Source organism: Streptomyces sp. NPDC050528, assembly GCF_044457795.1.
In the GTDB taxonomy this organism is placed as follows: domain Bacteria; phylum Actinomycetota; class Actinomycetes; order Streptomycetales; family Streptomycetaceae; genus Streptomyces.
In genome coordinates, this window is record NZ_JBITHH010000009.1 from 1 (window position 1) to 26,300 (window position 26,300).

Sequence of the window (26,300 nt, forward strand, 5' to 3'; positions counted from 1 at the left end):
GCGCTACAAAGCACCACCCCCGCAGAGGCCACTCAGAAGAACTGCGAAGTCCCAGCCCACAAACCCCAAAGCAACGCAGAAAAACCGAGCGGCGATACCGGGTGGGCCGGTTCTACACGTCCGCCCGCCGTCACCCCTGGGTGCTGGGCAAGGTCGCCGACTGGAAGATCCCCCTCGGCCCGTACACACCCGCGCAGATCGCGGTCGCCGTCGTCGGCGGCTTCCTCCTCGTCAAGACCATCAGCTGGTGGTCGTGGATGGGACCGGTCCCGATCGCGGCCTGGCTGCTGACGGTGTGGGCGGTGCGCCGGCCGAAGGTCGGGGGCCGTGCGCCGATGCAGGCCGCGTTGGGCTGGCTGATGCTCGGCTGGCAGCCGCGCGGGGGACGGATCGGCGGGCGGGCCGCTCGCGACCGTACTCCCCACCCGCTGCTCGGCGGCTTCACCATCGAAGACGCGCCCACACCCGCTAGGGCCCGCACGCCTCGGCGTGCCTCTGGGGCCTCTGGGTCCTCTGCCGACCGGACACCTCGGCGCAGCCCGGTCACGCCGCGCTCGACTCCGCGCCGTCCTACGACGGCGGCTGCCCCGTCGGCGCCGGTCCGTCCGGTGTCGGGTGTCCAGCAGCTGCTCGCCCTCGCCGCGCAGAGCGGGGATGTGCGATGAGGGTGCCGATCCGTCACATCGCCGGACACCTCCTCTGGTCGACGCACGGGAGCGTGTGGGCGATCTACCGGCTCCACCCCGGCCCGGACGCCCGCGGCCGCAGCGAGGAGACCGTCCAGGGCACCTACGTGCCCGCCGCGGTCCGCGACGAACAACTCGCCAGGATCACCCACCTGGTCCGGTCCCTGACGGGTGCGCCCCGGCTGATCGGGCTGTGCGCGCAGGTCGATCCGGGAGAAATCGCCCTGCGCATGATCGCAGGCATCGAGCCGGCCGAGAACATGCCGGTCGACGGCGGGCATCCGTGGGTGGAGAACGTCGAAGCCACCCTGGATCTCCTGGACGGTCAGGAGATGCACCGCCGCACCCTGTGGCTGGCGGTACCGCTGCAAACCGAGAGCGCCGGCCTGCAGGTATCAGCGTCGCTCGGCGCGGCGTGGGCGGAGCTGTCCCCTCTCCGGCCTCTCGAGCCGTAACCGAGCACCTGACCGGCCCCCTCGGCGTCAAAAGCGTCCTGGACCACGGCTGTGGCCGCAGCGCCGACATTGTCCACTACCGCTCGGCGGACCTGGATGCCGAAGGCTTCGACCCGCACGACGACTTCGGCTGGCCCCGCCCCGAGCGGACCGGCTTCGACCTGGTCACCTCGATGTTCGTCCTCAACGTGCTGCCCGACCCCTGGCAGCGGATCCAGGCACTCAAGGACGCGGCGTCCTTCGCCCGCCCCGGTGGCCATGTCGTGGTCGTCACCCGCTCACCGAAGGAGATCACCAAGGCTGCCGCAGACGGCGGCTGGACGGCCCACCAAGACGGCTTCTGGTCCAGCCAAAGCAAGAGGACCTTCCAGCGCGGCATCGATCCAGGCGAGATCACCGCCCTCGCCCGCCGGGCCGGCCTCGCCCCCGCTGCCGGTGCCCCCGTGCTGCCGCTGCCCGGGGCCTGCCATGCCGTCCTGGCCAAGCCCCGGACGTGAATCGCGTACCAACCAACGTCCCCAAACGTCCCCAGTCGCGTACACAGTTGTGCACGAAGTCGTGTACCAACTCTTCGCTGAGGACGGCTTGCGGTCAGCAGTTGCCCGTCCAAACGATCCGGTCGGCGAAGCCGCCCCGCTCACTCGCCTTGGTCTCACGGATCTTCTCCAGCTGATCCGCGTCGACCCCCAGGTCCGCGGCGAGAGCGCGCACGACCTCCAGCACGTCCGCGAGTTCCTCCAGCGCCGAGTCCCTATCCGCCTCAAGGAACTCGGCGACCTCCTCGCCGAGCTTGTCCCTCAGCCGACTGCGGTATTCCTCCCGGCCAGCTGTATAGGTGACCGGCTCGGCCCCGTCTTCCCGGATGATCTGCGGAATCCGGTCCCGCACCAACTTGCCGTGCCTGCTGTAGGGCTCCACCCGTGCTCTCCCGCGCTGTCTTCGTGAGGCGGTCGCCGGACGCCGCCCCTTCATGCCGCCGCAGCCTAGAGAAGTCGCCTCACAACTCGCCATGCGAACCGCCAATCCCACCCGCTCGGAGGACCCCATGTCCCCTCGGCCGTTCGCCACCGCCGTCCCCGCGCCAAAAGCGGGCGGCGGGTCCGCCCGCCGGAAGGGGCGGCCCGCTGCTGCGGTGGGGTGGTGGGCAAGGCCGCGAAGCCCAGAGCGGCATCCCTCGCGGTGAAGGCCTCATCCCGTTCGGCCAAGGCCTCGGCCCGTTCCCTCGCCAGCTGCTCGATCGTGACCGCGTAGGTGTCCGCTCTTGTGCCGGGCGGCCTTGAACTCCGCCTGATGCTTGGCCATGACCCGTGTGTTGCCGCTGCCGGATCGTCCTCCGAAGCAGCAACAGTGGTGCTTGGCGCGGGCCGGTCTCGGCCTCTCATGTCACCGCACCGCTGCTCGGACGGCCGCAGGACAGGCTCTTCGGGCTCCGGACATTTCGCAGGGATGGTCGGCGGGTCTTTCATCTTGTGTGCGGAGGGCGCCCGTGAAGCAGCGGACTGCTTAGCTTGTTCTTTATCAACGACGGTCGAAGCCTCTGTTGCTGTGGTGGTGTTCAGCGAGGCGGGTCCAGGTACGCGTCGTGCTCGGCATAGTGGATGACTGCCTGGCATTTCTCCAAGGGGCTGGGCCGGGCTCCGTGCCGCCAGGACGACCACACTTCGAGGACGTCCTGGGCCAGTACGACTTCGAGTAGATAGGCAAGGCCGTGCGGCGGCGCGTCGAATGCTGCGGCGACCGCGTCTGAGGCAGCCGTCCATGGCTTGGCCGCGTAGATGACCGCTTCGGCAGGTTGTTGTTCAAGGGACTGCAGAAGGTCCAGGAGAGAAGGCACGCAGAGAGAGTAAGGCGCTCGCCTCGAACTGCTCCCCGAACGAGGTCACCCACCTGGGGATTCGCCGGACGTGCTGGCGGCCTTCGTCTGATCATGTGCTCCGACCAAGGTGCAGGTGACCGAGACGAAGGCCGTGATGGGGAGTCTGCTGCCCGATGCTGTCCGGAAGGAAGCGTTCGTGGAGGCGTCACGCTTCCGGGGTGCCTTCTACGCATGTCTGACCGCCCGGCGCGATGAATTGTCCGAGTTGGTGGACGCGGTGCTGTGCGCGGACGGCCCGGTGAAGTCGCCGGTGGATCTGACGCTGGTGCCCGAACACCGCCGTGGGCACGGCGCGTTGTACGGCGCTCTCAACCGAGGCGGGATTGATGTCGACCGTCTACGGACGGCGCTGGCCGGGTTGCCGCTGCCACGTTTCGAGGGCGGGCGCCTGGTGCTCGCGGTCGATGTGTCGCCGTGGCTTCGCTCTGACGCTCCGTGCTCGGACCAACGGCTGTTCAGTCATGTCTACGGACGGGCGAAGTCCGCGTCGCAGTTCATCCCGGGCTGGCCGTACTCGTTCGTCGCGGGCGACCGCCCAAGCACGGGCCGGAGTTCCGCTTCGCCAAGCCCGAGACGTGGCCCGAACCCTCCGCGACCACGGCTACCGACACCACCAACTACGGCAAGGCCCAAGCCCAGGCATGGGACCGGGTCCACCCGAGGCTGACCCACCGCTCGGCCTGGCTGGAGCACGACGGTGAACTCCCCATCGTCGAGGGCACCTTGGTCCGTCTCAAAGTCGAGCACCTCTCCAAGGAGCGGGAGGCGCCGCCGGTATGGCTGTGGTCCTCGAAGACCAAAGCCAACCCGGCGGACGTGGACCGCTGGTGGCAGGGGTTCCTGAGGAGATTCGACCTGGAGCACACCTTCAAGTTCGGAAAGCAGACATTCGGCTGGACCACCCCGAAACTGCGTACACCCGAGGCCGCGGACCGCTGGACCTGGCTCCTGGTCGTCGCGCACAGCCAACTCAGGCTCGCCCGGACGCTGGCCGCCGACCTCTGTCGGCCCTGAGAGAAGCCGACCAAACCCGAACGCCTCACACCGGCCCGGGTCCGCCGGAGGTTCAGGAACATCCGAGCCCACCTGCTGTGCCCGGCCCGTGTTCCCCAACCTCGCGGCACCGGTCCCGGACGGCCGCCCGGGACCAAGAACCGCCGTCCCGCACCCCGCTACGACATGGGCAAAACCGTCAAACGTCCCGAGGCCCTCAAGGCCATCGGCAGACCCGGAAGATCCTGGTAGATAAAGAACAAGCTAAATCTGCAGCACAGAGCCTGCCTGCATCCCAACCACCTCAGGAAGCCCCAGGCCAGATCCATGCCACACCACAACAACAGATCCTGAAACGATCACTAGGTATGCATGTCAGCGCACTATTTACCTAGTGATCGTTAGCTGATTTGTCACAGAACCAAAGCGAAGCCGACCAAGTGATCTACATCCGTACCAGCCAGACTCCTCAGTCGCAGGTTTGGGGAGCAGCCCCCCCATTACCGTCTTCGTAACCCCGTTGCGGGGTTACGAAGACGGTAATGGGGAGGGGGAGCGGCGGGCCCGGCTCCGTCTCCGAGCTTCTCCACCGAAGCGGCACCGTGGTGGTCATCGCCAAGGGCGAGCCAGTTGAGGACGACATCTTGGGCCAGGTGCCGATGGGGGCCGACAGGCGCCGCAGGGTGTGTCAGAGCTCTGCCCTACGCTTCACCCACCGGTCACAGGGCCGGTCGGCCGTGCAGCGGCCGTGCCCTTGGGGGGTCAATTCCCGTGCGTATCCGCACACTTCCGGCTGCCGTCGCGACGGCAGCCCTCTTCAGTTCCGTACTGCTCGGCGCCGGACCCGCGGCTGCCGACTCCAGCGTGCCGATCAGCGTCGGCGACGTCCGCGACACGGTCGTCGACGGCGCGCACCAGCGCCTCTTCATCAGCGGCGACAGCGTGATCACGGTCGTCGACTACACCGGCAAGGTGATCCAGACACTCACCGGCCTGTCCGGGGTTTCGGACCTGGTGCTGAGCCCCGACGGCGGCACGCTGTACGCCGCGGTCACCGGCGCCGACACGGTCGTCGCCTTCGACACGGCGACGCTCACGCAGAGCGCCGAGTACCCGACCGGCGCCGGAACGGCCCCGCGCCACATCGCGCTCACGCAGGGCCGGATCTGGTTCGGCTACGGCGACCAGTGGGATTCCGGGCTCGGCGAGGTGGACCTGACCGCGAGTCCGGCCACCGTGACACTCGACCTCGCCGGCGGCCACGACTTCGCCAGCACGCCGATGCTGTACGCCGACCCGGCCAACCCGGACACCCTGGTCGCCCTGGACGGCGGAATCAGCTCCGGGCCGATCGTCGTCTACGACGTCTCCTCCGGCACACCGGCCATCCGCGTCACCAAGGACGAGGGCGGCTTCTACGGGGACGCCGCGTTCACTCCGGGCGCGCAGTCGATCGTGGTGGTCGGGCAGGGGTACCGGGCGGTCACCGAATACCGGCTCTCCGACCTCGCCAAGGTGCACGAGTATCCGGTCAGGGACGAGCCGGAGACCGTCACGGTGGCCCCGGACGGCACCATCGCAGCGACCACGCTGGACACCGAGAACACCGGCGACACCTACGTCTTCCCCGGCGGCGCCGACGCCCCGGCCAGCGTCCGCAACCTGTCGAACGCCTGGATGCCCTGGGGCGGCCATTCCACCTCCTGGTCCGCGGACGGAACCAAGCTGTTCGTGCTGACCGGATCATCCGGCTCCATGCAGTTCCAGACGGTGAACGAACCACGCAAGTACGTCACCACACTCGCCGTCAACGCCCCGGCCACCGCCCCGCGCGCCAAGACCCTCACCGTCAAGGGCACCCTCACCGCCAGTCTCCTACCGCCTGCCGGGACACCCGTGAACGTCATGCGCACCGACCTGCTCTCCCCCACAGGCAAGTCCCTGGGCACCACGGTGCTGGGCGCCGGCGGCGCGTTCTCGTTCACCGACGTGCCCCCGGCCGGCGGCACGGTCCGCTACACGGTGACGTATCCCGGGGACGCCGCGCACACCCAGGCGTCCGCCTCGGACACCGTCGCCGTCTCCCGCACCAAGCCGGCCGTGACGCTCACCAACAACAAGAAGACGTACACCTACGGCAAGAAGGTCGTCTTCACCGCTCACCTCGGCGCCACCTACACCAACCGCACGGTGGAGATCTGGGCCGACCCCTACGGCCCGGACAAGCCCAACAAGCTGATCAAGAGCGGCAAGGTGGACGCGCACGGCAACCTGACGGCGACCGTCACCATGTCCCGCGACACCGCGGTGAGCGCCGTCTTCAAGGGCGATTCCCGCTACAGCCCGCGGACCGTGAAATCCACCGCGTACGCGCACGTCAAGACCGCCAGCTCGCTGTCCAAGTACTACCGCACCGGCACGATCGGCTCGACCCGCTACCGCTACTACCACAAGAACACCGACGCGATCCTGACCACCACGATGACGTACTACAAGAGCCGCAAGGAACGCCTGGACCTCCAGGTCTACTCAGGCGGCAAGTGGTACACGACCGACTCGGAGTACTTCGCCCTCGGCACGAACGGCAAGAGCAGCGTCAACCTCGGCCACCCCGGAACCACGGGCGTCCGTGCCCGGGTCCGCGCGTCGTACGTCGATCCTGCCTCCGGCGACAGCGTGAACACCACGACCTACGGCGCCTGGCAGTACTTCTACTTCACCAGCTGACCCACGCAGCCCCCGGGTCGGGCGGTGACGCGGAGACGTGTGTCCGTTTCCGTTTCCGTCACCGCCCGACACCCCGCGCACGCCACGCGCACACCGGCTTAGACCTGCACCGATACCGGGTGGCGGTGTGACTTACCGCCCGCACGGGTGAGGTGACGACGGATCACCGGGCGTGGCGGAAGCCGGGCCCGCTACGGAGATCACAGCCATGCCTGCGATCTCCGGAAGGATCCTCGTGCACCCCATCCGCACGGCACGCGCCGTGGCAGTTGTCCTGTCAGCCGTCACCGCCCTGCTCTCACCCGCCAGCGCTCACGTAGCCGAACCCGCACGTGCCGCCGCCCCCGGCGACACCGTGACCCTGCCCGTCCGCGACGCCCTGCCCGCCCTGCCCGTCCAGAGCGAGAGCCGCACCGGCTACGAGCACACCAAGCTCAAGCACTGGACCGACGCCAACCACGACTCATGCAACACCCGTTTTATCTGCACGCTCAGATCGGGGCAGAGCACACCCTTGGTGCATATGGGTCTTAGCGTGGTGACGTCCTTCGAGGCATGTGAGGCACAAGGGGCTCGACGGCAAGAGGGCTAGTGCTCGATTCCTCAAACACTTGGCATGTGAGGACGCTCGTCGAGTGCGGCACCTCCGACGACCTCTACAGCCTGGCGGCGCCCACCTTCACTGGTTTCCACCGCCTGCGGATCAGCTGGGAGATACGCGACGACATCCACGAAGCCTTCCTCACTCTCGGATGCGCACTGCTCTGCCGGCGACGGCTCAACTCAGCTGTCGCCCGCTAGTTTTTCTGCAGTGCGCGGGTGACACCCGCGATGACGGCGGTCGTCAGCACCCAGCCGAAGGCGATCAGCAGGTAGGCCAGCCACTGGAGGCTGCCATTCGACCAATACCAGGCCGTGCGCTGCCCCAGACCACCGATGGGGACCAAGAGGTCGAGTGTGTAGACCAGGGGCTGGAACGGGACGCTATCGCCTTGTTGGACCGGGTTGGGGGTGTGCACGCTGAAGGTCAGTGTGCCCAACAGGGTCAGCGCGAGGAGCCAGACGCCGGCCAGCCAGGGACGGTAGCCGTAGCCGACGGTCACATCGAGCAGATGCCCCCACGCCCGCGTCACCGGATGCAGCGTGCGGCGGCGGTGACGCTGTTTGGCCAGGAGCACTCGGCGGGCATCGTTGTCGTGGCCGGCCTTCCGGTACCAGCTCGCCAACTGCTCGTAGGGCTGGGGGCTGTAGCCGGGGCTGCGTCGTATCCACTCCACACGGCATACGGCAGACTGCCGACGCCCCGTTGCCTCCCCCCGTTCGCCCGCCTCGACCGCCTTGATGGAGCCGTAGACGAAGCCGTCCAGCTCCACCACGTCCGGCCAGCTGTGCTCGCTGTCGTGAAGATAGGACACCTGCGCGCCCCGCAGGTCCACGGTGCCGGACGGCGGTCGGGCGAGGGTGAAGTCGAAGTCGGCTACCTGCATCAGGAGGCCGGCCAGGGCCGGGCCGTCACCGTCGGGTGCTGCGTTAAGGACGGCTCCTTCGAAGGTCAGGCTGTCCGAGACCCGGGCGCCCCGCAGCCTCACCGTCCCGTCCGCGGTGAAGCCCCCGGAGAGGTTGAGCGTCGACGCCACCACGTTGTCCAGGGCCAGGGCCAGCCCTCGCGGACCAGGGCGCCCCAGCGGCACGGGGCACTCCAGGTGTGCACCCTGCATGTACAGTCCACCCGGCAGCTGCGCTCCCAGCAGGCGTATTCCGCCGCGGGCGGTGAACCCGTGCATGCAGAAGACGCCGCCCCCCATGTCAAGGCCGTCCGCGATCACGGACCACCCTTCGGACACACGCACCCGCGTGCCATTCAGCACCAACTCGCCTGCCACCGAGGCATTCAGAAGATCCAGGCACCCCTCCACGCGCGACCGCGACAGGTCGAGGTGCCCCTCGACACGCACCAGAGCGATGTCGAGGCCGGGCAGCCAGCTGTCCACCATGCGGATCGTCCGGGTCGACGCGCCCTGGAGCTTCGGCGCGTTCTCGAACCAGCACTCCTCGATCCGGAGAGCCTGACCGAGCTCCACGTCCGACAGATCCAGACAGCCATTTATCCGTGCGCCGGAGAGCTTCAGGCAGGCGGCGACGCCTTGTTGCGTGGCGTTCGCACCCGAAAGCAGCGCTGCGATCACGGCAGCTCGAACCGTCCGCTCGGGGCCCCACTGCCCACCCTCGACGACACGGTCGTCCTCCGCTACTCCCGTGCGCAGGTCCACGCGGCGTCCCTCGGGGAACGCGTCCCACAGCTCACGCTCCGGTGAAGTCAACTCGTCGTATGAGAGCACTCATGCAGAGTAGTGATCTTCCCTCGCGCTCGCCTTGCCCAACCGCTCGCCGATCGTAGGGGGGTGTCGTGCGCTGCCACCTGCTCTTGCCGCACACGCCGGCGAAGACGAAGCCACGGGGTTCAAGTATCCGCCGCCGAAGCCGAGTTACTCGGCCCATCGAATGGCAGTCTCCTTGAAAGCTGACACAGCCTCAGGCCCAGATCTCGCCGAAACCTTGCCTTTTTCTTACGACTTGAGTGGATTTTCCGTCAAACGTTGATCAAGAAGGCGGCCCACCGGAATCAGGATGGGGCAGCTGCCGGCGATCGCACGCCAGCACGGAATGTCCAACTTTGCAATGATCATCAAAACTGCCACCAAAGCTGAGCCTGGACCCCCTTTGGGGAGATATTGCCCCCGCTTTGCCGTGCGCACAGCGACCACACAAGCCCACGTAAGGGTGATGTAAAGATCTGCTGCTCATAGCTTCACCAGCGGAAAGATCACGGGGTTGTCCGTGCACAGCAGATCAAGATCCCATAGAACCACCAGATCGAGGCGGTCTCGCCGGTCCCGTATACGGGCGATCGGCATGGTGGCCGCCGCCGTCCTGTTCGCCGAGTCGGCTCTGGCTCTCGCCGACACCGGCGCGGCGGTGGCCCTCCCGGGCAGCGTGGCCTCGGACGCCACCACCGCTGCTTCCGCGTCGGCGCAGCAGTACGGTGCCGCCGAGGCGAAGGACGCCACCTCCGCCCTCCTGATGGCCCGGTTGCAGAACCGGAAGATCGAGGTCTTGTCGGAGCGGACCACGGATTCGACGACCTATGCGCTGGCCGACGGCAGCATGCAGACCGAGGCCTACGCCGGCCCGGTCCGGGTCCAGCAGGACGACGGCTACTGGAAGGACATCGACACCGATCTGTCCGATGTCGGCGCCGACTTGGAGCCCCAGGTGGCCGCTGCGGACGTCGCGGTGTCGGACGGCGGTGACACCGATCTCGCCTCGGTCGCCAAGGGCGGCAAGTCCTTCGGCCTCGGGTGGGAGGACAAGCTCCCGACCCCGACGGTGAAGGACGCGACCGCCTCCTACGACCTGGGCGACGGGCAGAGCCTGTCGGCGACCGCGCTGGCGCAGGGCTTCTCGGAGAACATCACGCTGGACAGCCGGCCCACCGACTCCGCCGTCAGCTACCGCATCCCCCTGCACCTCAAGGGTCTGACCCTGTCTCAGGCCGACTCCGGGCACCTGCTGCTGAAGGACACCGCCGGCAAGCTGGTGGCCGAGGCACCGGCCCCGATGATGTGGGACGCGAGCAAGGACACCGCCTCCGGTGAGTCCGCGCACCAGGAGCAGGTGACGACCAAGGTCGAGACGGCCGACGACGGCACGCAGACCCTCGTCCTCACCCCGGACGCCACCTTCCTCGACACGGCCACCTACCCGGTCACCGTCGACCCCACCTCCACCCTCGCCGTGACCACCGACACGTGGGTGCAGACGCCGGACTACACCGACTCCCAGGTCTCCTCGCAGGAGTTGAAGTCCGGCACGTACGACAGTGGCAGCGACATCGCCCGCGCCTATCTGAAGTTCGACGTGTCGAAGTTCGCGGGCACGGACATCACCTCGGCGACGATGAAGCTGTACAACTACTACTCGTCGACCTGCTCGACGTCCGGAGCGGCCACCCAGGCCCGGCGGATCACCTCGTCATGGTCCTCGTCCTCGGTCACTTGGAGCACCCAGCCCTCGACGACCACGACCGGGGTGGCGACCAACACCGGCCACTGGGGCTACTCCTCCTCCTGCCCGGCGGCCTGGTCGAACTGGAACCTGCAGAGCATCGTGCAGGCGTGGGCGGACGGCTCCCCCAACTACGGCCTCCAGCTGCGCAGCGCGGACGAGAGCGACTCGACGACCTGGCGGCGCTTCCGCTCGGCGAACTACACCACGTCCGGGTACGCGCCGATGCTGGTCGTCACCTACAACTCCTACCCCTCGAAGCCGACTTCGGCGGCCGTGTCGCCGTCCGCGGTCAACGCCTACAGCGGCAAGCGGTACGTGACGACCTACACGCCGACCCTGTCCGCGAAGGTCTCCGACCCGGACGGCTCCACCGTCAAGGCCCAGTTCGAGATCACCAACGACCCGGCCTACTCGGGCGAGACCTCGTACTCCTACACCGCCACCTCGTCCTCGGTGTCCTCCGGCGGCACGGCCACGCTGGCCGTGCCGAGCGCGAGCCAGCTGGTCGGCGCGCATCTGCGGCTGCGGGTGCGCGGCTACGACGGGACGGACTACGGAGCCTGGTCGTCGTACGTCTCCTTCGTGCCGAACGTCGCCAAGCCCGCCGCACCCACGATCTCCTGCTCCCCTTATACGTCGGGGAGTTGGACGGACAAGTCGAGCAGCGGCGCGACCTGCACCCTGTCCACCACGTCCAGCGACGGCGCCGGTTACCAGTGGGGCCTGGACGACAAGACCGTCCCCAACAAGGCACTCGACACGACCGACGGCAACGGCGGCGAGTCGCAGACGATCACCGTCAAGCCGGGCAACGGCTGGCACACCCTGTACGCCCGCACCATCGACTCCGGCGGCAACATCTCTACCGCCACCACGTCCTACGCCTTCGGCGTGGGCAAGGCGGGGCTCACTTCCCCGGTCACCGGCGACACCACGGACGACGACGTGACCTTGTCGGCCACCCAGTCCGGCGCGTTCACCGGAGTGACCTACCAGTACCGGATCGGCGCCGCAGATCCGTATGGCTGGCAACCCATCCCCGTGAACTACGTGACCAAGAAGGACGGTACGGCGCTCTCCTCCTGGCCGTTCGCCTTCTCCTCGTCCACGAACCCGGACGACCTCACCTGGGCAGCCACCGACCAGGTCTCCGACGACGGACCGGTGCAGGTTCGGGCTCTGTTCACGGACGGCACCAACACCTACGGCACCGACACGGCCACCGTCACAGTCGACCGCAAGGCCGACAACGCGCCCAGCAGCGCGGTCGGTCCGGGCTCGGTCAACCTGCTCACCGGTGACTTCGGCCTGTCGGCCACGGACACCTCCGCGTTCGGCGCGACCGTGACCCGCGCGTTCTCCTCCCGCAACCCCCAGGGCGGCGCCGGACAGGTGGGACAGGTCGCCATCTTCGGACCGAACTGGACTTCAGGCATCACCGCGCCGACGTCCGACTGGACCTACCTCAGGCAGACGTCGAGCACGTCGGTGTCGCTGCTCGACTCGACCGGGTCGGCCACCGGCTTCACCCTGCTCGACGCGACCGCAGGCACCTGGACCCCACAGCCCGGTTCGGAGGACCTGACGCTGACCGGCTCACCGTCCGGCAGTTCCTTCACCCTGAAGGACTCCTCCGACGGCACGGCCTCCACCTTCACCAAGCCGAACGGGAACTCCACCACCTGGCAGCTGGCCACCACCGCCACCGACGACGACTCGGCGAACACCACCACCGTGGTCTCCAACGCCGTACAGGTCTCCGGGAGCAGCGATTTCCTGGCCGAACCCGAGTACGTCATCACGCCCACCAGCGCGGTCTCCGCCGCCACCTGCAAGGACCATCCGAGCACGGCGGGCTGCCGGGTCCTGGAGTTCGTCTACGCCCCCGCGACCACCGCGACCTCCTCGGCGCTCGGTAACTACGCGGGCCAGGTCAGCCAGATCAAGCTGTGGACCACCACCCCCGGCGACTCGGCCGCGACCGCGACGGTCCTTGCCCAATACGCGTACGACACCTCGGGCCGACTCCGCGAAACCTGGGACCCGCGCCTGGACACCCTCCTCAAAACGGCATACACCTACGACAGCGCGGGCCGGATCGCCACGCTCACCCCGCCCGGACAGCTGCCCTGGACGTTCGCCTACGACACGGACGACGGCAAGCTGCTGTCCGTTTCCCGGGCCACGCTGAAGCCCGGGACCACAGCAACCACGGACGGCACGGCGACCACCAGCGTCGTCTACGACGTGCCGGTCTCCGGCTCCGCCGCCCCCTACGACCTGTCCACCGCCGCCACCGCCAAGTGGGGCCAGAGCGACATCCCCACGACCGGCACCGCCGTCTTCCCGCCGACCTCCGTACCATCCGGCAACGACGGCAGCACGCTGGGCTCCGGCGACTACACCAAGGCCGCCGTCACCTACCTGGACGCTGCCGGACGCGGCGTCGACACGGGCGCCCCGGGCGGTCGTATCGCCACCACCGAGTACGACGCCATGGGCAACACCGTCCGTGAACTAACCGCTGCCGACCGTGAATTGGCCCTGGGGACCACCACCAGCGCCGACCCACTGCTGACCGGTGCCCTGGCGAACACCGCGAGCAGCGCGGACGCGGCCGAACTGCTCTCCACCGTCACCGACTACACGACCGCCGACGACGGCTCCGAGCAGATGACCGACGTCTACGGCCCGCTGCACACCATCACCCTCCAGCACGCCCTCTCCGGTGGCACCAGCGGCGCCGATCTGGCGGCGGGCACCGAGACTCTCGCCCGTACGCACACCGCCTACGCCTACGACGAGAACCGGCCCAGCGACGCCGTCGTCTCCGACGAGCAGACCTCGACGACCACTGGCGCCACCGTGACCGGCTACCCGGCCGACGCCGACCGGCACACCACCGCCACCACCTACGACTGGACCGCCGGCCTGCCCCTGAGCACGGTCACCGACCCCAGCGGTCTGGCCGCCACCACCGGCTACGGCTACGACAGCGACGGCAACCTGACCAAGGAGATCCAGTCGGGCTCCACGGGCAGCGACGCGAAGACGACGCTGACCACGTACTACTCGGCGACCGGCAGCGGCGACTGCCAGGGGCACCCCGAATGGTCCGGCCTCGTCTGTCGCACCGCACCGGCGGCGACCATCACCGGCGGCGGCTCCAACCCCGCCGAACTGCCGACCTCGACGTACACGTACGACCGGTACGGCCAGGTCCACACCCTCGCGGAGACCGCAAACTCCACCACTCGCACCACGACCTACACCCGTGACGCGATCGGCCGCGTGCTCACGCAGTCCGTCTCCGGCGGCACCGGCACAACCACCCCCGACATCACCTACACCTACGACACCACCACGGGCGCCCCGGCCAAACAGACCTCGAACGGGACGACCATCACGGTCACCCAGGACGAACTCGGCCGCCAGGCGACGTACGACGACGGCACCGGCGACACCACGACGACGGCGTACGACAGTTCCGACCGCCCCGTCACCGTCACCGACTCCGCCCCCTCCACCACCACCTACACCTACGACGCCACCACCGGCCTGACCGCCACGGTCACCGACTCCGTCGCCGGCACCTTCACCGCCACCGGCCACGACGCCGACGGCAACCTCACCGCCGAGACCCTCCCCGGCGGCTACACCCTCACCCAGTCCTACGACCCCTCAGGCCACACCACCACCCGCACCTACACCGACTCCGGCGGCACACCCGTGCTGACCGACACCGCCGACTACACGGCCGGCGGCCTGCGAGCGGGCCACAGCGAGAACAACGGCACCACCACGGCGAGCACCTACACCTACGACAACGCCGACCGCCTCACCCAGGCCGCCGACGACACCGGGAACTCCTGCACGACCCGCGCCTACACCTTCGCGTCCGCCACCAGCTGGAACCGTACGAAACTCGCCACCGACACGAGCTCCACGGACTGCGCCGACACAACGACCACGACCACCACGACCGCGACCCACATCTACGACAGCGCCGACCGCGTCAGCGACACCGGCTACACCTACGACGCCTTCGGCCGCACCACCGCCACCCCCGACGGCACCACGCTCGCGTACTACACCAACGACCTGGTCCGCCAGGAGACCACCGCGACCACCCGGCAGACCTGGAGCCTGGACGCACTCCAACGCCCGGCGAGCTGGACCACGCAAACCCTCTCCAACTCCACCTGGACCACCACGGCGACGAAGACCAACCACTACGCCGACAACACCGACCTGCCGGCCTGGACCACCGAGGACACCTCGGGAACGATCACACGCGACGTGGACGACCTCACGGGCACCCTCGCCGCCACCACGGACGCAACCGGCAACGCCGTCCTGCAACTGTCCGACCTGCACGGCGACGTCACCGTCCAGCTGACCATCGCCTCCACCGCGGTCGCCAGCCACAGCTACGACGAGTTCGGCAACTCCACCTCGACCGCCCGCTACGGCTGGCTCGGCGCCCATCAGCGCTCCGCGGAGACCCCGACCGGCCTGCTGCTCATGGGCGTCCGCCTCTACAGCCCGGCCGACGGCAGGTTCCTGCAGACCGACCCGGTCCCTGGCGGCAGCCAGACCGCGTACGACTACGCGGGGCAAGACCCTGTGAACACGTCGGACGTGATGGGGACGAGCTTCAAGTACAAGAACGACGGCTGGCAGTGCGGTCACGCCGGCTGCGTCCACCTGACCCGCAGGTGCGCGGAGCCGAGCGGCTACTGCTCCATCTTCTGGGCCGCGAAACTCACGGGCCACTGGCGCTCTGCCTACTACGTCAACCTGTCCTTCACCATCATGGTGGAAGGCCACACGGTGAGTGCATGGCACGAGTACGGCCACCCCGAGGCCGGCGACTACAACTGGCACAGCAGGTGGGGCGAGCACGAGGGGAGCGACCGCGGACGCTACCGCTACGACCTGATCTTCCACGGCCATCTGGAGGCCTACAGCACCGTGGAGATCGACTTCTCGGCCCCTGTGATCATGCCTGGCGGGAAGAGATACACCCTGTTCGGCTACGGAAAATGGGACTAGTGAGGCCGTGATGGATCTGAGAACGGGAAAGATGCACGTCATGGCAGGCAACAGCCTCGGCGACTTCGTGGCCGTGGCGCTGACGCGGCCACACGACGGAGGCCCACAGGTGTCCACCGTCGTGCTGGTCGGCAACGAGGGCCAGGTCGTGCGCGAGATCGTCGGCGCCCGGGCGGGCGGAGAGGACGGCGTCATACACCTGCCGCCCGCCCTGCTCCAAGAACTCCCCCCGGACCTTGACTGGGTCCAGGCGGCACAGGAGACACCACTCGAACTGGTGCTCCTGGACGCGGAGTTGCCTACCAAGGCCGCCCACGGCGTACTGGCCGCGCTCCTGCGGGAGCGCAGCAACCCGGGTGTCGAGGTGGTGTCGGTCGGCGGCCCGTACCGCTGCGCATGCGGGGCGCAGCCCCGGCTCATGCCACCTGGCAGGTCCGGGGACGCCGTAGAAGCGCTGCTGCCGCTGCTGGACGACGTCACCGTCTGTCTCGTGGGCGCCGGGGACGGTTCCGCCGAATCCGCCGCGCGCTACTGGGAGTTCGTGTCCGGGCTGACCTCGGCCCGGGAATCGAGCATCGAGGAGGCCGCCGCCCACGAGTTCGCCACCGTCGTCGTGCAGGACTGCTCGGACGTGCTGTCACTGGCCTGCGCGGGAGCGCTGGGGTTCGAGGGGTACGTGGCGACCTTTCCCGACGGCGAGATCGCGCGGGCGGACCGGAGTTCGGCCGGGGTGGTCCGGTTCACGACCACTGACGAACCCTTGGCACTGGCATCGCACGAGTGCCCTGGAGGTAAGACACTCGAACGGCTGACGTACCCAGGAGCGTCTGAGCACGCTCCGGACGCGGTGACCTGGCGACGACTGGCCCAGACCATGGGGCTGACCGGCCCAGAGGCGGTCGCGCAGGCTGCCGACACGCTGCGGAACTCAGGAGAAAGACTGATCGCTTTCCCCGTCCACAGAGTGTGAAGCTCGCCGAGAACAGACTCTGCGGGTATGCCCGCCGGTAGTCAGGAGGCATGCCCGCAGAGTCTGTTCGGCATTGAGCCCTGGCCCTGGCGCCCGAACAACGGTCTCCGTCCCGCGCAACGCGCGGGACGGAGACCGCTTTGCGTCCGGCGTCGCGAACAGGGCCGTCTGCCGGCGAATTTCGTCGGCGCACCATATGTCCAGCCCGTGGCTGTGACACGACGAAAGTGGTTCCGCCCCGCAGCTTTCCCCCTGGCGGCGGGCCGGAGTCGCGCTCTGCGGGCGACGGTGACGGACATCGGCCGGTCGGGGCAACCTGCGAGCCAGGCCATCCGTACCGCCGTACTCCGGCCGCAAGCGATCTACAGGGTGATGCCGCTCGCGGCGTCGTCGACGGCCACCCCAAATATCGAAGGGCGGCAGGCCCGTCCGCAGCAGGACCACCAGGACGTCCACCGCCAGCTCCCGTGCCGCTCCTTGGAATGCAGAGCCGTCAGGGCTGACCCGGCCGACGTCGTACTCCGCCCTCCCCGCCACCAGTCACTGTGGTCTGCGGCTACTCCTGCTCCTCCCCGCCTGCCGTACAACACGGTGCCACCTCAGGCGAGTTCTTTGACGACTCAGCCCGGAAGCGTGCGGGATGGAGGTGGGACCTGAGTCAGGTCTACAGACGCTCCCTCCAGGAATGACGAGAGCTCCCTGCGGAACGCCCTGAAGACCTCTCTGAGTTGTTCGTGCTCGCTGAGGGAGCGGCGCCGCTGATGTTGCGCATCCCGCGCCAGATTCTCGGCCAGGTCGAAGTAGGTGCCCATCCCTCGTATCAGCCTGTGTGCTTGATGCGCCACGGCCGGCGGACCGACCAGGCGGACAACTTGGGTGAGATCGAATTCCTCCACGTACTGGCTCCGAAATCGGGCGACGAATGACGCCAAATCCTCACCGTCAGCGGCTGGCAGGATCGGCTCCGGGGCACCTTCCACCAGCGAGGCCGATATCTCTTCGAAGACGCGCCCGAACCTGCTGTACTTCTCTGCCGTGATCAAGCAGTCGATGTACGACTGACGACGTAGATCTGCATGCCACTGCCAGCGTGCGAGAGCGAACTTCAGCTCCTCGCTCCGGTCTTGGTAGGCCGCTTGACGGTCGAGCGCCTCAGCTTGGCTTCTGCGCTGCACCTGCGCTTGCACCACCCCGACGATCCCCGCGACGGCCGCACCTACAGCTGCCCCTGCGACGCCCAGCCAAGACGTGTCCATGCTCCATTTTGACGGGAGTTGCTCCCGCGCGGGATCGCCGGTTGGCCAAACCGGCGATCCCGCGCACCATTGGTAGTCCACCGCCACACCCTGCCGCACGTCTAAAGGCACCGCTCTACGACCACAGAGCAGCTAGGAAGCAAGCACGGCCATGAGGCCGACAGGCGATCACGCCGCCGCGTAGCTCGCCCGGAACAGATCCTGCGCCCGCTCCACGTCCTTCGGTGTACGGAGCTGAACCTCCAGATCTCCTGTCCCGTGGTGGCCGAGCCCGGACACGTCCCGGGTGAAGCCCGGAACGAGGTCGACGTCCTTCGGGTCGACCTTCAGGTAGACCAACAGCTTGCTGCGCTGCGGCGGGCAGAGACAGGCGAAGTTCCGCAGCCGCTGGTACGCCCGATACTGCTTGCGCTCGACACGGTTCACACCGTCCCCGAGCCCAAGCAGCGCCTCGTCGACCGCGCGCGCCAACTCCACCATCGACGCGTTCCGCACGTCAGCCGCCGCCTGGGCAACCGCCTGGCGCCGCGTCCGGCGGGCCACCTGCATGCCGCCGCTCACGGAAGCCACGGCCTCAAGGCCAAGCAGGTCGCTGCCGAAGAGTCGGTAGCGGACCAGGTCGATCGACCTCCGATGCTCGCGCACGGCATGCACGTCGTAGCGGGTGAAGTCGCCTGCAATGCAGATCAGGCGCGGTCCGCCTCGACAGGACCTGGGACGCGGCCGTCACCCCGAGCCGGTCGCGGACCAGGTGCTCGAACTCGGCACGATGGTCCATCAACCAGGCCAGGCAGAAGAGACCCTGGTTGATGACGCCGGCATCGACACCACGCTTGTACTCGACGATGACCGGCGAGCCGTACTCGTCCAGCCCAAGCGAATCGATCCGGCCTCCATGCACCGGCCCCGTGCTGCACTCGCTCGCCATGAACCGGACGCCCGGCAGAGTCTCCGTGTGCGCCTCGACGAGGCCCTGCACCTCGACCTCAGCGAGCCGCGGCGCCAACTCAGTCACGCCGCCATTCGTCGTGCGGAACAGCTTCAGGCCCGACACCTTCCCCTCCTCGGCTCGGAGATCACCAACGCCGATGGGGTGCGGGATGTTTCCGGGAGAGCCTGCAGAGGCGTGAAGACAATGTGAGACGCTGTACGCGGCCCGGCCGGGGGAACGCCTGCCTCCCCCGGTCACAGGGAATCCAAGATTCCCCCATGCGTCCCCCGCGCCCCGGGGGACAGCGCTAGGAAGCTGCGTTTTCGCAGATCAGCCCCCATAGCTCAGTGGATAGAGCAGGTGCCGTCCAAGCGCCTCCTCTATGCGGTATTCCCTGCCAGTTTGCCAACACCTTCAAGCCCTGGCAGACCAGCTCCGTCGCGCCTTCACCCTCGCCTGAAGCGAGCGCCGCGGCCCCGCCCCCCCTGGAGAGGGAGTTGGCCTCGCCGACTACGCGACGGCAACGGTTCCCGACGGATGGAATGCCGCGCGAACTCGTGGGTGTGATCGGCCGTCGTGTGCCCGCACTGTCAGGACTGGAACGCCTTCCGGTACAGCTTCAGCACGTCGCTGTCGAAGTAGGGCGAGAAGTTCTCGCCGGGGAGATTGCCGTCGTCATAGCTCTGCACGCCGTTGGCGTAAAGGTGCCCGGGGACCAGCCACGGGCCACCGCTGGACCCCGGTGTCAGATTCCCTTCCTTCCCGATGGTGTTCAGGGCGGGCTGGCGGGTGAAGCCGCCCTGGCAGCTCCACATCCGATGCCCGTCGAACAGGTAGCCGGGTACGGCGACCGCCGGGTAGCCGAGGACGTCCCACTCACGGAGCTCGGGCCGGTCGACGAGGAGCTCGAAGTGCCCGGTCACGTTGCCCAGCACGCTGAAGCCGTTCTTGCCGCCCAGTCCGACTTTGCTGAATCCGTAGTCCCAGGCCCGGTTGACCTGAGCCTTCCACGCGTCGGGCACGACGGGCTCACCGAACAGGGGCCACTGGCCCAAGGGCTCCTGAAGGTCCCGATAACCCGGCACGTAGGCCGCCTTGGTCGGATACTTGCGCACCTTGCTCCCGTACAGGCAGTGAGCGGCGGTCAGGATGCCGTTGTGGGTGATGGCCGACGCGCTGCCCTGAAGGTCCACTCCTTCGCGGACGTAGAACAGGGCACCTGCCCGCCGGTAGTAGGAGCTGGTGGCCGGGTTCTGCACCAGGGTCGTTTTGAATGCGCCGGGCAGGGCGGACGGCGGCGCGGGAGTCTCCTCGGTCATGGTGGGCACGTCTTCCGGTATGGCCGCGGCCATCCGCTCGGTGGTCCAGTACTCGCTGATTTCCAGCCAGCGCTCGTGGTGGGCTCGCGCAGTGTGTGTCGTCGACATGAGAAGTGTTCCTTCCGCTGAGTCTTTCTCCGTGGTGGTGTTGGCGGGCGCGGCGGACATATGGCCCCCGGACGAGATCGTCGTGTCTCGTCCGGCATAGCGCCTCGCCGTCTTGCTGTTCACCGTCCCGTTGGCTGACGGCCGGTAGCCGAGATCAGGCTTCAGGCATCGCCGTTCCCGTCCCTGACGCGGTTCTCCTGGTACCGGCCACGGCGTGACCACATCCGTTGTCCGCCGAAGTACGGCGCCGGACGATCGCGTCGTGGAGCAGCCGGTCCCAGGCGGCTGCCACGGTCGGCCAGGCGAGCGCAGGGTCGAGCGCCCGGGCACGGGCCCGGAGGCCGTACTCGTGCAGCGTGGCCGGCTCGGTGGCCAGCCGGAGCAGTGCCGTGGTGAGCGCGGCCGGCATGGCGTCCTCGCCGGTGGGAAGGATCAGGGCCGCCTCGCCCCAGATCGCCCGCTGTCCGGCGTGCCCGGGCACGATCTGCGCGGCGCCGGCGCAGGCGTGCTCGAACGCGACGAAGCCCCAGCTCTCCCCGTCGGCAGTGTTCACGCCGACGTCGGCGGCGCGGTACAGGCGTCGCAGTGTGGCGTCGTCGACGTCCGGATGGTTGTCGTCCGCCGAAGTGCAGATCACCCGGTCGGCCACTCCGAGCCGTCGTGCGGTGGCGATCACGTCGATTCCGAAGTCCCGCCGCCCCATGTGCAGCACCAGCCAGGCGTGTTCGTGCCCGGCTCGGACCAGCCCGGCGAACCCGGCCAATGTACGGTCGATCCGCTTGCGCCCGGTGTTGCGGTTGGCGTTGAGCACGATGAAGGCCGAGGCGAGGTCGGGACGGCCGGGCCACAGCCGGGCCCTGGCCCCGGCCCTGGTCTGCACCGGGCCGGCGGTCGGGAACCCAGCCGTCGCCAGGCCGTGCGGCACCACATGCAGGGCCGGACCGGACCCCCGCGTCGCGGCCAGCGCGGCGCGGGCCGGCTCGTGGGGGACGACTACCAGATCCAGGCCGTCCAACCAGGGCGCGATCTCCACGACGTCGGCCGACCGCTCGACCTGCACCGCCGCCACGGCCGGCCTGCCCCCTCGGCCGGCCAGCCACTCGGCGTGCAGGCCGGGGAGGAAGGCATCGTGCAGGAACAGCAGCGCGTCCGGCGCCAGACGGTCGGCCAGCCCGGGGATCTGGGCCAGTCCGTAGCTGTCGCCCTCCACCTGGCTGCGATGCACCTGCCAGGGCCGTGGGATGCGCTGTCCTGCGTCGCGGACCTCGAACTGGTGGATGTCCCACCGGTCGGCCAACTCGCCCAGCAGTCCCGCCGCGTGCCGCGCGTACCCGGTGTACCGCTGGGACTCCCCCACCACCAGCAGCCGCCGGCGCGGCCGGCGCGGCGGGGCCACCTCAGGCCCCGGCGGACCCGGCCGATCCGGCGGCCGGTGCGTCACCGGCCGGTGTCTGTGCGGGCAGTGCCTCGGTGGGCAGCGGCGCCGGACCGAACGTGTACGGCTTGTCGTAGGCCAGCCGGTAGAAATAGGCGTCCAGGTTGAGCCGGGCGGTCTTGTCCCAGCCGGACGAGAACGCCTCCAGCCCGCTGTCGGCGCCTTCGTCGAACACGCCGATCAGCGCGTAGCAGGCGTTGTTGGCGTTGCTGCTGCCCGGGGTGGCGTTCTGCACCCAGCGCTGCAGCGTCTCGCCGCCGCCAGCCGAGCGCAGCAGGCCGTAGAAGTCGCTGTTCGGCGAGCAGTTGTAGTTCAGGCCGAAGGCGCACGCCACCAGGATGTGGTTCTCGTCGGCGTGCCCCGACTCGCGGATGTCGCGGGCCATGGTCTGGTAGACCTTCTGGAACGATGCCGGCCAGTTCCTGTCGAACGTGTAGTAGCGGTCGAACACCACCTTCGACGGTGTGCTCACATCGCGCCGGTCCAGGATCGCCATCTGCCAGCCGGACAGCGTGTCCGGCGGCGTGGACGGCTTCACCTGGTAGCCGAGCGTGATCGTCGGGGCCTGAGCGGCCGGGCTGGTCGCCTCGATGGTGATCCGCGGGTGCATGGCCCTGCCGAACAGCACCCACGCCTGCTGCACGACCGCCTTCTTGTCTCCGCACAGGTTCCAGACGCCGTTGAGCTTGTACTCCGACACCGCCGGGTTGTCACTGATCGTCTCCAGCCAGCCGTTGAACGCGTCCACCGTCTTGGCACTGGGATTGCGGGCGTCGACGGACTGCAGGTGCGCGGCGCCGATGGCGTCGCCGCCCGTCGTCGCGATCGACAGGGTGGAGTTCTCCGCGTAGGTCTTCCACTCCTTGCTGGCCAGGATGCCCGCCGAGATGGTGCCGCTGCTGAACAGCCCGGTGTACTGCACCTCCAGCATCGCGCTGATCTGGGCGACGGTGTCGGTGGTGGACTTGCTGACGCCGTTGTAGAACTCCAGTGAGGCGCCGAGCGAGACCTGGCTGGTGTAGTAGCCGCCGAACTGGGCGAAGAAGTCGGCGAAGACGGGCAGGTTCTGGGCCGTCACCGTGTCCGGCAGCTTGCCGACCGCCTGGCTGAAGTCCGCGGTCAGGAACGTGGTGTCCGGGTTGAGCTGGAGGTGGCCGAGCCGGGTGTAGAAGTTCTTGAACGAGTAGTAGTACTCGCTGCTGCGTGCGTAGTCGGTGGCGAACGCCGCCTTCAGTTCCCCACTGAACTCGCCGTACTTGCCCTCCACTCCGGCGAACACCGCCACCTTGCTCTGGAAGCCCTCACGCGAGGTGAAGGTGCCGCTGTTGTAGGTGGACGAGGTGTCCTGCACACCGCGGACGATGGACGGGATCTGGTAGTCCCTGCCCAGGAACGTGAAGACGCTGGTGGGCGTGTCGTCCAGGTCGAAGATCGGCCGCAGCAGGCTCTCGGCGCCATAGACGCCGTAGACGTCGAACCCCTGCCCCAGGGCGTTCGCCTGAGACAGGAACGGCAGATCCTGGACAGTTGGTTCGTTGGTCACTGATTCCCCCAAGGACGAGACTTGCGGACGGCCCGGGATCGGCCCGCACCGTCCTGCTCACGCGGCGGCTTGTCGGCCGCCAGGGGAAGGAGCCGCCGCCGATCCCGCTGATACAGCCGGATTCGGGAAAGACAGCCGACCGCCCGGCCACGCGGCATTGAGCGCCAACCGCGGGAGTGCCGCGCCCACCTGGGGAGATGACTCGGGCAGAGGGCGTCCCCGTCCCATGCCGACTACGGCAGATGACCGGCCGCAGACGCACCCGGGGTTACGCACCAGATACGTCCACGACACCGGCTACGGCAGGACCAACAGGCCCGTCCCACGTATGCACACGGCTGAGGATCAGGTCATGACCAAGCATGCGCCGGGCCACGTCCACGCCGGCTTCGTGCACGCATCGCAGGCACCCGGAGGGCGGACGGCCAACGATCTGCCGCCCCTTCGGCGTTGCGCACACTTGACGCCAAGAGACAGACCCGCAGCCAGCCTCCGCAGCCGGATGCAAGAATGCGCCCCTTGGGTGAAGAGCGTGTCGGCTCACGGCGGAGCACGAACGCCACCTGGGACGGGAGAGCCATGAGTCTGGCCATGTGCCCACTGTGCAGCAAAGACGACGACATCGAGGCGGTCCGTTCCCTCGACGACGGACGCCGGGTGGTGAGGCACCGGTGCGGCTACGAATGGGAACACGGGGAGCCCGCTTCGCCCCAGAAGCGGCTGCCCCATTCCTTCGACGACCTCAAGACCCGCTTCCCGAAACCCGAGGAAGTCGAAGGCTAGCGGCTGGAGCGCGCCACCCGGCTCAAGGCACAGTTCCTCGCCACCAGGCCCGACTTCGAACCCGAGGTCGCGACCTACTGGGCGAAGTACCAGAAGATCTTCTCCCCGGACGGGCTGGGGACATGCGACCCCAGGGCCCTCAAGGACTTCGCCAACTCCGACATCGGAGCCCATCCCGGCAACCAGGCCACCTTCAACTCCGCCTGGAACGCCGTAGGTGACGCGGCGGCCGGCGAGTCGACCCGCCAGACCATCGAGTACCTCCTGTACGGACCCGCCGAGATACCGCTCGCGGACCGGCTCCAGCACCTGCTGACGGGTGCGAAGCCGTTCGCCATGACCGGTTTCAAGGAAGCTCTCCTCACACGGGTTCTCTGCGTGATGCAGCCCGATCGCTTCCTGTCGATCCTCAAGTACACGACGGAGGCGGGCGGCAAGCGCGAGATCGCACAGCTGGTCTACGGGCTGGAGCTGCCGGCGCCCGAGACGGTGAACTGGACCCTCGGACGGCTCATCCTGTGGAGCAACGCATCAAGGATGATCCCGTGATGGCCGCTCACATCCATGAGTGCGACGCAGACTTCTTCGGGCTGAATCCCTGACCGGCGAGCGCGATATCGCTTCCCAAACTACCGCTGGCCTCGGTACGGCTGACTGCTCCCATGCCATCAGGGCCGTGCGAGTTCGAGGAATTCGTCGACTCGTTCGGCTCCGCGGTACTTCTGGAAGGCGGGCAGCATGTCGTGGACGAGGGCGACGCAGCGCGGGGCGCCGATCTGTGTCGCCAGCCGGAGAGACTCCTGGGCCGTGGCGGCGGCGTAATCGACCTCGCCGGCCTCCAGGAGGGTGTCGGCCTCGTAGCTCAGGAACACCACGGCCGTCTTCCTCCGTGCGCCCGGCAGTAGCTTCACCCCTTCGCCGATGAGCTGGTGGCCGCGCTCGGGCTGACCGAGGTCGCGCAGGCACTGGCCGGAGTCCACCAAAAGGTCGGCCGGGGACATCCACGCGCACCACGCCGGTGCTTCGCCCGCCGACCGTGCAAACTCCTGTTCGGCAGTGGCCAGGGAGCGGTGGCAGGCGTGTGCCTCGCCGAGTGCGGCCTGGGCGCGTGCGAGACGCAGGTACAGCAGGGAGCGGGCGGTGGGGTGGCGGGTGCGCGCGACGGCGTTTTCGAGGATCTCCGCCGCGGTCTTCGGGTCCTTGAGCCAGGTGGCCTGGTAGGCAAGGTCCGACATGACGCCGGCGCCGAGGTCGCGGTCGCCGGAGGCGTGGGCGCTGTGCAGGGCGCCGTGCCAGAAGCGGCCGGCCGCAGCGTGTTTTCCCTGGTCGAAGCGGTGCCATCCGACCGTCGTGGACATCCGTGCCGCCAGGACGTGCAGGCGTCGGCCGACGGGTTCGGTGTAGTTGTGCCCGTCGATGAGGTCGGTGACGGTCGTCAGGTGGGCGTCCAGGAGCGTACGCGTGTGCTGGCGCTGTTCCGTGACGAGGCCGGTGAGCTTGTCCCCGGTGGCTTCCAGCAGATCGACGAGTTCAGCGTCGACCGCTTTGCCGTCCAGGGCGGCGGCCAGGGCCCGGGGTTCGGTGGCGGCCCACTGATGAGCGAGGCCGACCAGGGCGGCGGAGGTGTAGGCGACGAACGTGCGGCGGTCCATGGATGCTCGCAGGGCCTCTCGAAGGGCGGGAACGGTGCTGTGGGGCCCGATCGGTATGGAGTTGTCGCGGCCCGGCAGCCAGTGCGGCCAGCCGAGTGCGGCAACGAGGCTCTGGTCGATCTCGAACACGTCGGCGAGGAGCATCTGGGAGTGGTCGTCAGGGGTGGCCCGGAAGTTCTCCCAGGCCCAGATCCGTGCCCGGTCCGTGCCGGAGCGCAGTCTGCGCCGGAGGGCGGCCCGCTGTATCCGGCGGGCGAGTTCGGGCTGGGACCATCCGCGCTCGATCCGGGCATGGGCGAGCGGGTGGCGGATCAGGTCGTCCACGGGACCATCCCATCATCCTGCGTGACCGGAAGCGTACTGCGCGTACGGCGGCACTACACCCAACTCCTGTTCCCGCTCGAACAGTTGAGCTGCACTTCCCGCAGACCCCCGCTCACGGG

At 68.4% G+C, this 26,300-nt stretch carries 18 protein-coding genes and 3 pseudogenes; 11 read left to right on the forward strand and 10 right to left on the reverse strand.

Annotated elements, in window-relative coordinates:
* The first annotated feature begins 101 nt into the window (after window positions 1–101).
* The 3 genes and pseudogenes from ACIBK4_RS29210 to ACIBK4_RS29220 all read left to right on the forward strand — a co-directional run bounded on the left by ACIBK4_RS29210 (window position 102) and on the right by ACIBK4_RS29220 (window position 1,638).
* Window positions 102–665 (forward strand): hypothetical protein, encoded by a 564-nt coding sequence (locus ACIBK4_RS29210; RefSeq protein ID WP_398999239.1) that lies wholly within the window; start codon window positions 102–104, stop codon window positions 663–665.
* Window positions 662–1,123 (forward strand): annotated as a pseudogene (locus ACIBK4_RS29215) (ATP/GTP-binding protein); the annotation flags it as partial. The gene ACIBK4_RS29210 and the pseudogene ACIBK4_RS29215, both read left to right, overlap by 4 nt.
* Window positions 1,102–1,638, forward strand: coding sequence for a methyltransferase domain-containing protein (locus ACIBK4_RS29220; protein ID WP_398999241.1), 537 nt, complete (start codon window positions 1,102–1,104; stop codon window positions 1,636–1,638). The pseudogene ACIBK4_RS29215 and the gene ACIBK4_RS29220, both read left to right, overlap by 22 nt.
* A gap of 94 nt (window positions 1,639–1,732) precedes the next feature.
* Here ACIBK4_RS29220 and ACIBK4_RS29225 read toward each other — a convergent pair whose 3' ends face one another.
* Together ACIBK4_RS29225 and ACIBK4_RS29230 are read right to left on the reverse strand one after the other, a co-directional pair.
* Complete coding sequence (locus tag ACIBK4_RS29225) at window positions 1,733–2,059, reverse strand: nucleoside triphosphate pyrophosphohydrolase (protein ID WP_398999243.1); 327 nt, start codon at window positions 2,057–2,059, stop codon at window positions 1,733–1,735.
* A gap of 637 nt (window positions 2,060–2,696) precedes the next feature.
* On the reverse strand, window positions 2,697–2,975 hold the full coding sequence (locus ACIBK4_RS29230) for a hypothetical protein (RefSeq protein ID WP_398999245.1): 279 nt from the start codon (window positions 2,973–2,975) through the stop codon (window positions 2,697–2,699).
* Window positions 2,976–3,111: 136 nt separating this feature from the next.
* Here ACIBK4_RS29230 and ACIBK4_RS29235 point away from each other — a divergent pair.
* The 4 genes and pseudogenes from ACIBK4_RS29235 (at window position 3,112) to ACIBK4_RS29250 (ending at window position 7,538) form a co-directional block, all read left to right on the forward strand.
* Window positions 3,112–4,262: pseudogene (locus ACIBK4_RS29235) on the forward strand (transposase).
* Window positions 4,263–4,781: 519 nt separating this feature from the next.
* Complete coding sequence (locus tag ACIBK4_RS29240) at window positions 4,782–6,737, forward strand: YncE family protein (RefSeq protein WP_398999246.1); 1,956 nt, start codon at window positions 4,782–4,784, stop codon at window positions 6,735–6,737.
* A gap of 208 nt (window positions 6,738–6,945) precedes the next feature.
* Window positions 6,946–7,329 (forward strand): hypothetical protein, encoded by a 384-nt coding sequence (locus ACIBK4_RS29245; protein ID WP_398999248.1) that lies wholly within the window; start codon window positions 6,946–6,948, stop codon window positions 7,327–7,329.
* 26 nt (window positions 7,330–7,355) lie between these two features.
* Window positions 7,356–7,538, forward strand: a complete 183-nt coding sequence (locus ACIBK4_RS29250; RefSeq protein WP_398999250.1) for a hypothetical protein — start codon at window positions 7,356–7,358, stop codon at window positions 7,536–7,538.
* Here ACIBK4_RS29250 and ACIBK4_RS29255 read toward each other — a convergent pair.
* Complete coding sequence (locus ACIBK4_RS29255) at window positions 7,535–9,076, reverse strand: oxidoreductase (protein WP_398999252.1); 1,542 nt, start codon at window positions 9,074–9,076, stop codon at window positions 7,535–7,537. The genes ACIBK4_RS29250 and ACIBK4_RS29255 overlap by 4 nt on opposite strands.
* 574 nt (window positions 9,077–9,650) lie before the next feature.
* Here ACIBK4_RS29255 and ACIBK4_RS29260 point away from each other — a divergent pair.
* Entirely contained in the window at window positions 9,651–15,860 is a 6,210-nt protein-coding gene (locus ACIBK4_RS29260; RefSeq protein ID WP_398999254.1) for a DNRLRE domain-containing protein, read from the forward strand.
* 40 nt (window positions 15,861–15,900) lie between these two features.
* Entirely contained in the window at window positions 15,901–16,830 is a 930-nt protein-coding gene (locus ACIBK4_RS29265; RefSeq protein WP_398999256.1) for a hypothetical protein, read from the forward strand.
* A gap of 620 nt (window positions 16,831–17,450) precedes the next feature.
* Here ACIBK4_RS29265 and ACIBK4_RS29270 read toward each other — a convergent pair.
* From ACIBK4_RS29270 to ACIBK4_RS29290, 5 genes and pseudogenes are all read right to left on the reverse strand, one after another.
* Window positions 17,451–18,086 (reverse strand): hypothetical protein, encoded by a 636-nt coding sequence (locus tag ACIBK4_RS29270; RefSeq protein ID WP_398999258.1) that lies wholly within the window; start codon window positions 18,084–18,086, stop codon window positions 17,451–17,453.
* 168 nt (window positions 18,087–18,254) lie between these two features.
* Window positions 18,255–19,140: pseudogene (locus ACIBK4_RS29275) on the reverse strand (DUF5655 domain-containing protein).
* A gap of 467 nt (window positions 19,141–19,607) precedes the next feature.
* Window positions 19,608–20,444 carry a trypsin-like serine peptidase gene (locus ACIBK4_RS29280; RefSeq protein ID WP_398999260.1) on the reverse strand — a complete coding sequence of 279 codons (837 nt, stop codon included), beginning with the start codon at window positions 20,442–20,444 and terminating at the stop codon, window positions 19,608–19,610.
* 154 nt (window positions 20,445–20,598) lie between these two features.
* Entirely contained in the window at window positions 20,599–21,840 is a 1,242-nt protein-coding gene (locus ACIBK4_RS29285; protein ID WP_398999262.1) for a hypothetical protein, read from the reverse strand.
* Between the two features lies 1 nt (window position 21,841).
* Window positions 21,842–23,422, reverse strand: coding sequence for an MAC/perforin domain-containing protein (locus ACIBK4_RS29290; protein WP_398999264.1), 1,581 nt, complete (start codon window positions 23,420–23,422; stop codon window positions 21,842–21,844).
* A gap of 579 nt (window positions 23,423–24,001) precedes the next feature.
* On the opposite strand from ACIBK4_RS29290, the gene ACIBK4_RS29295 reads away from it, so the two are divergent.
* Window positions 24,002–24,205, forward strand: a complete 204-nt coding sequence (locus ACIBK4_RS29295) for a hypothetical protein (RefSeq protein ID WP_398999266.1) — start codon at window positions 24,002–24,004, stop codon at window positions 24,203–24,205.
* A gap of 74 nt (window positions 24,206–24,279) precedes the next feature.
* On the opposite strand, the gene ACIBK4_RS29300 is transcribed toward ACIBK4_RS29295, so the two are convergent.
* Entirely contained in the window at window positions 24,280–24,459 is a 180-nt protein-coding gene (locus ACIBK4_RS29300) for a hypothetical protein (RefSeq protein ID WP_398999268.1), read from the reverse strand.
* An 82-nt stretch (window positions 24,460–24,541) separates the two neighbouring features.
* Here ACIBK4_RS29300 and ACIBK4_RS29305 point away from each other — a divergent pair, with 82 nt between their 5' ends.
* Window positions 24,542–24,754 carry a hypothetical protein gene (locus ACIBK4_RS29305; RefSeq protein WP_398999270.1) on the forward strand — a complete coding sequence of 71 codons (213 nt, stop codon included), beginning with the start codon at window positions 24,542–24,544 and terminating at the stop codon, window positions 24,752–24,754.
* 119 nt (window positions 24,755–24,873) lie between these two features.
* Here the strand turns inward: ACIBK4_RS29305 and ACIBK4_RS29310 are convergent, their stop codons facing one another.
* Entirely contained in the window at window positions 24,874–26,181 is a 1,308-nt protein-coding gene (locus tag ACIBK4_RS29310) for a helix-turn-helix transcriptional regulator (RefSeq protein WP_398999272.1), read from the reverse strand.
* Window positions 26,182–26,300 lie beyond the last annotated feature (119 nt).

What these genes read in the sequence shown, in the direction of transcription:
- ACIBK4_RS29305 (WP_398999270.1), top strand. Translation starts at nt 24,542, where the DNA reads ATGACCGGTTTCAAGGAAGCTCTCCTCACACGGGTTCTCTGCGTGATG.
- ACIBK4_RS29280 (WP_398999260.1), bottom strand. Translation starts at nt 20,444, where the DNA reads ATGTCGACGACACACACTGCGCGAGCCCACCACGAGCGCTGGCTGGAA.
- ACIBK4_RS29245 (WP_398999248.1), top strand. Translation starts at nt 6,946, where the DNA reads ATGCCTGCGATCTCCGGAAGGATCCTCGTGCACCCCATCCGCACGGCA.
- ACIBK4_RS29265 (WP_398999256.1), top strand. Translation starts at nt 15,901, where the DNA reads ATGGCAGGCAACAGCCTCGGCGACTTCGTGGCCGTGGCGCTGACGCGG.
- ACIBK4_RS29260 (WP_398999254.1), top strand. Translation starts at nt 9,651, where the DNA reads ATGGTGGCCGCCGCCGTCCTGTTCGCCGAGTCGGCTCTGGCTCTCGCC.
- ACIBK4_RS29300 (WP_398999268.1), bottom strand. Translation starts at nt 24,459, where the DNA reads ATGGTCTGGCGGGTCGACTCGCCGGCCGCCGCGTCACCTACGGCGTTC.
- ACIBK4_RS29295 (WP_398999266.1), top strand. Translation starts at nt 24,002, where the DNA reads ATGAGTCTGGCCATGTGCCCACTGTGCAGCAAAGACGACGACATCGAG.
- ACIBK4_RS29270 (WP_398999258.1), bottom strand. Translation starts at nt 18,086, where the DNA reads ATGGACACGTCTTGGCTGGGCGTCGCAGGGGCAGCTGTAGGTGCGGCC.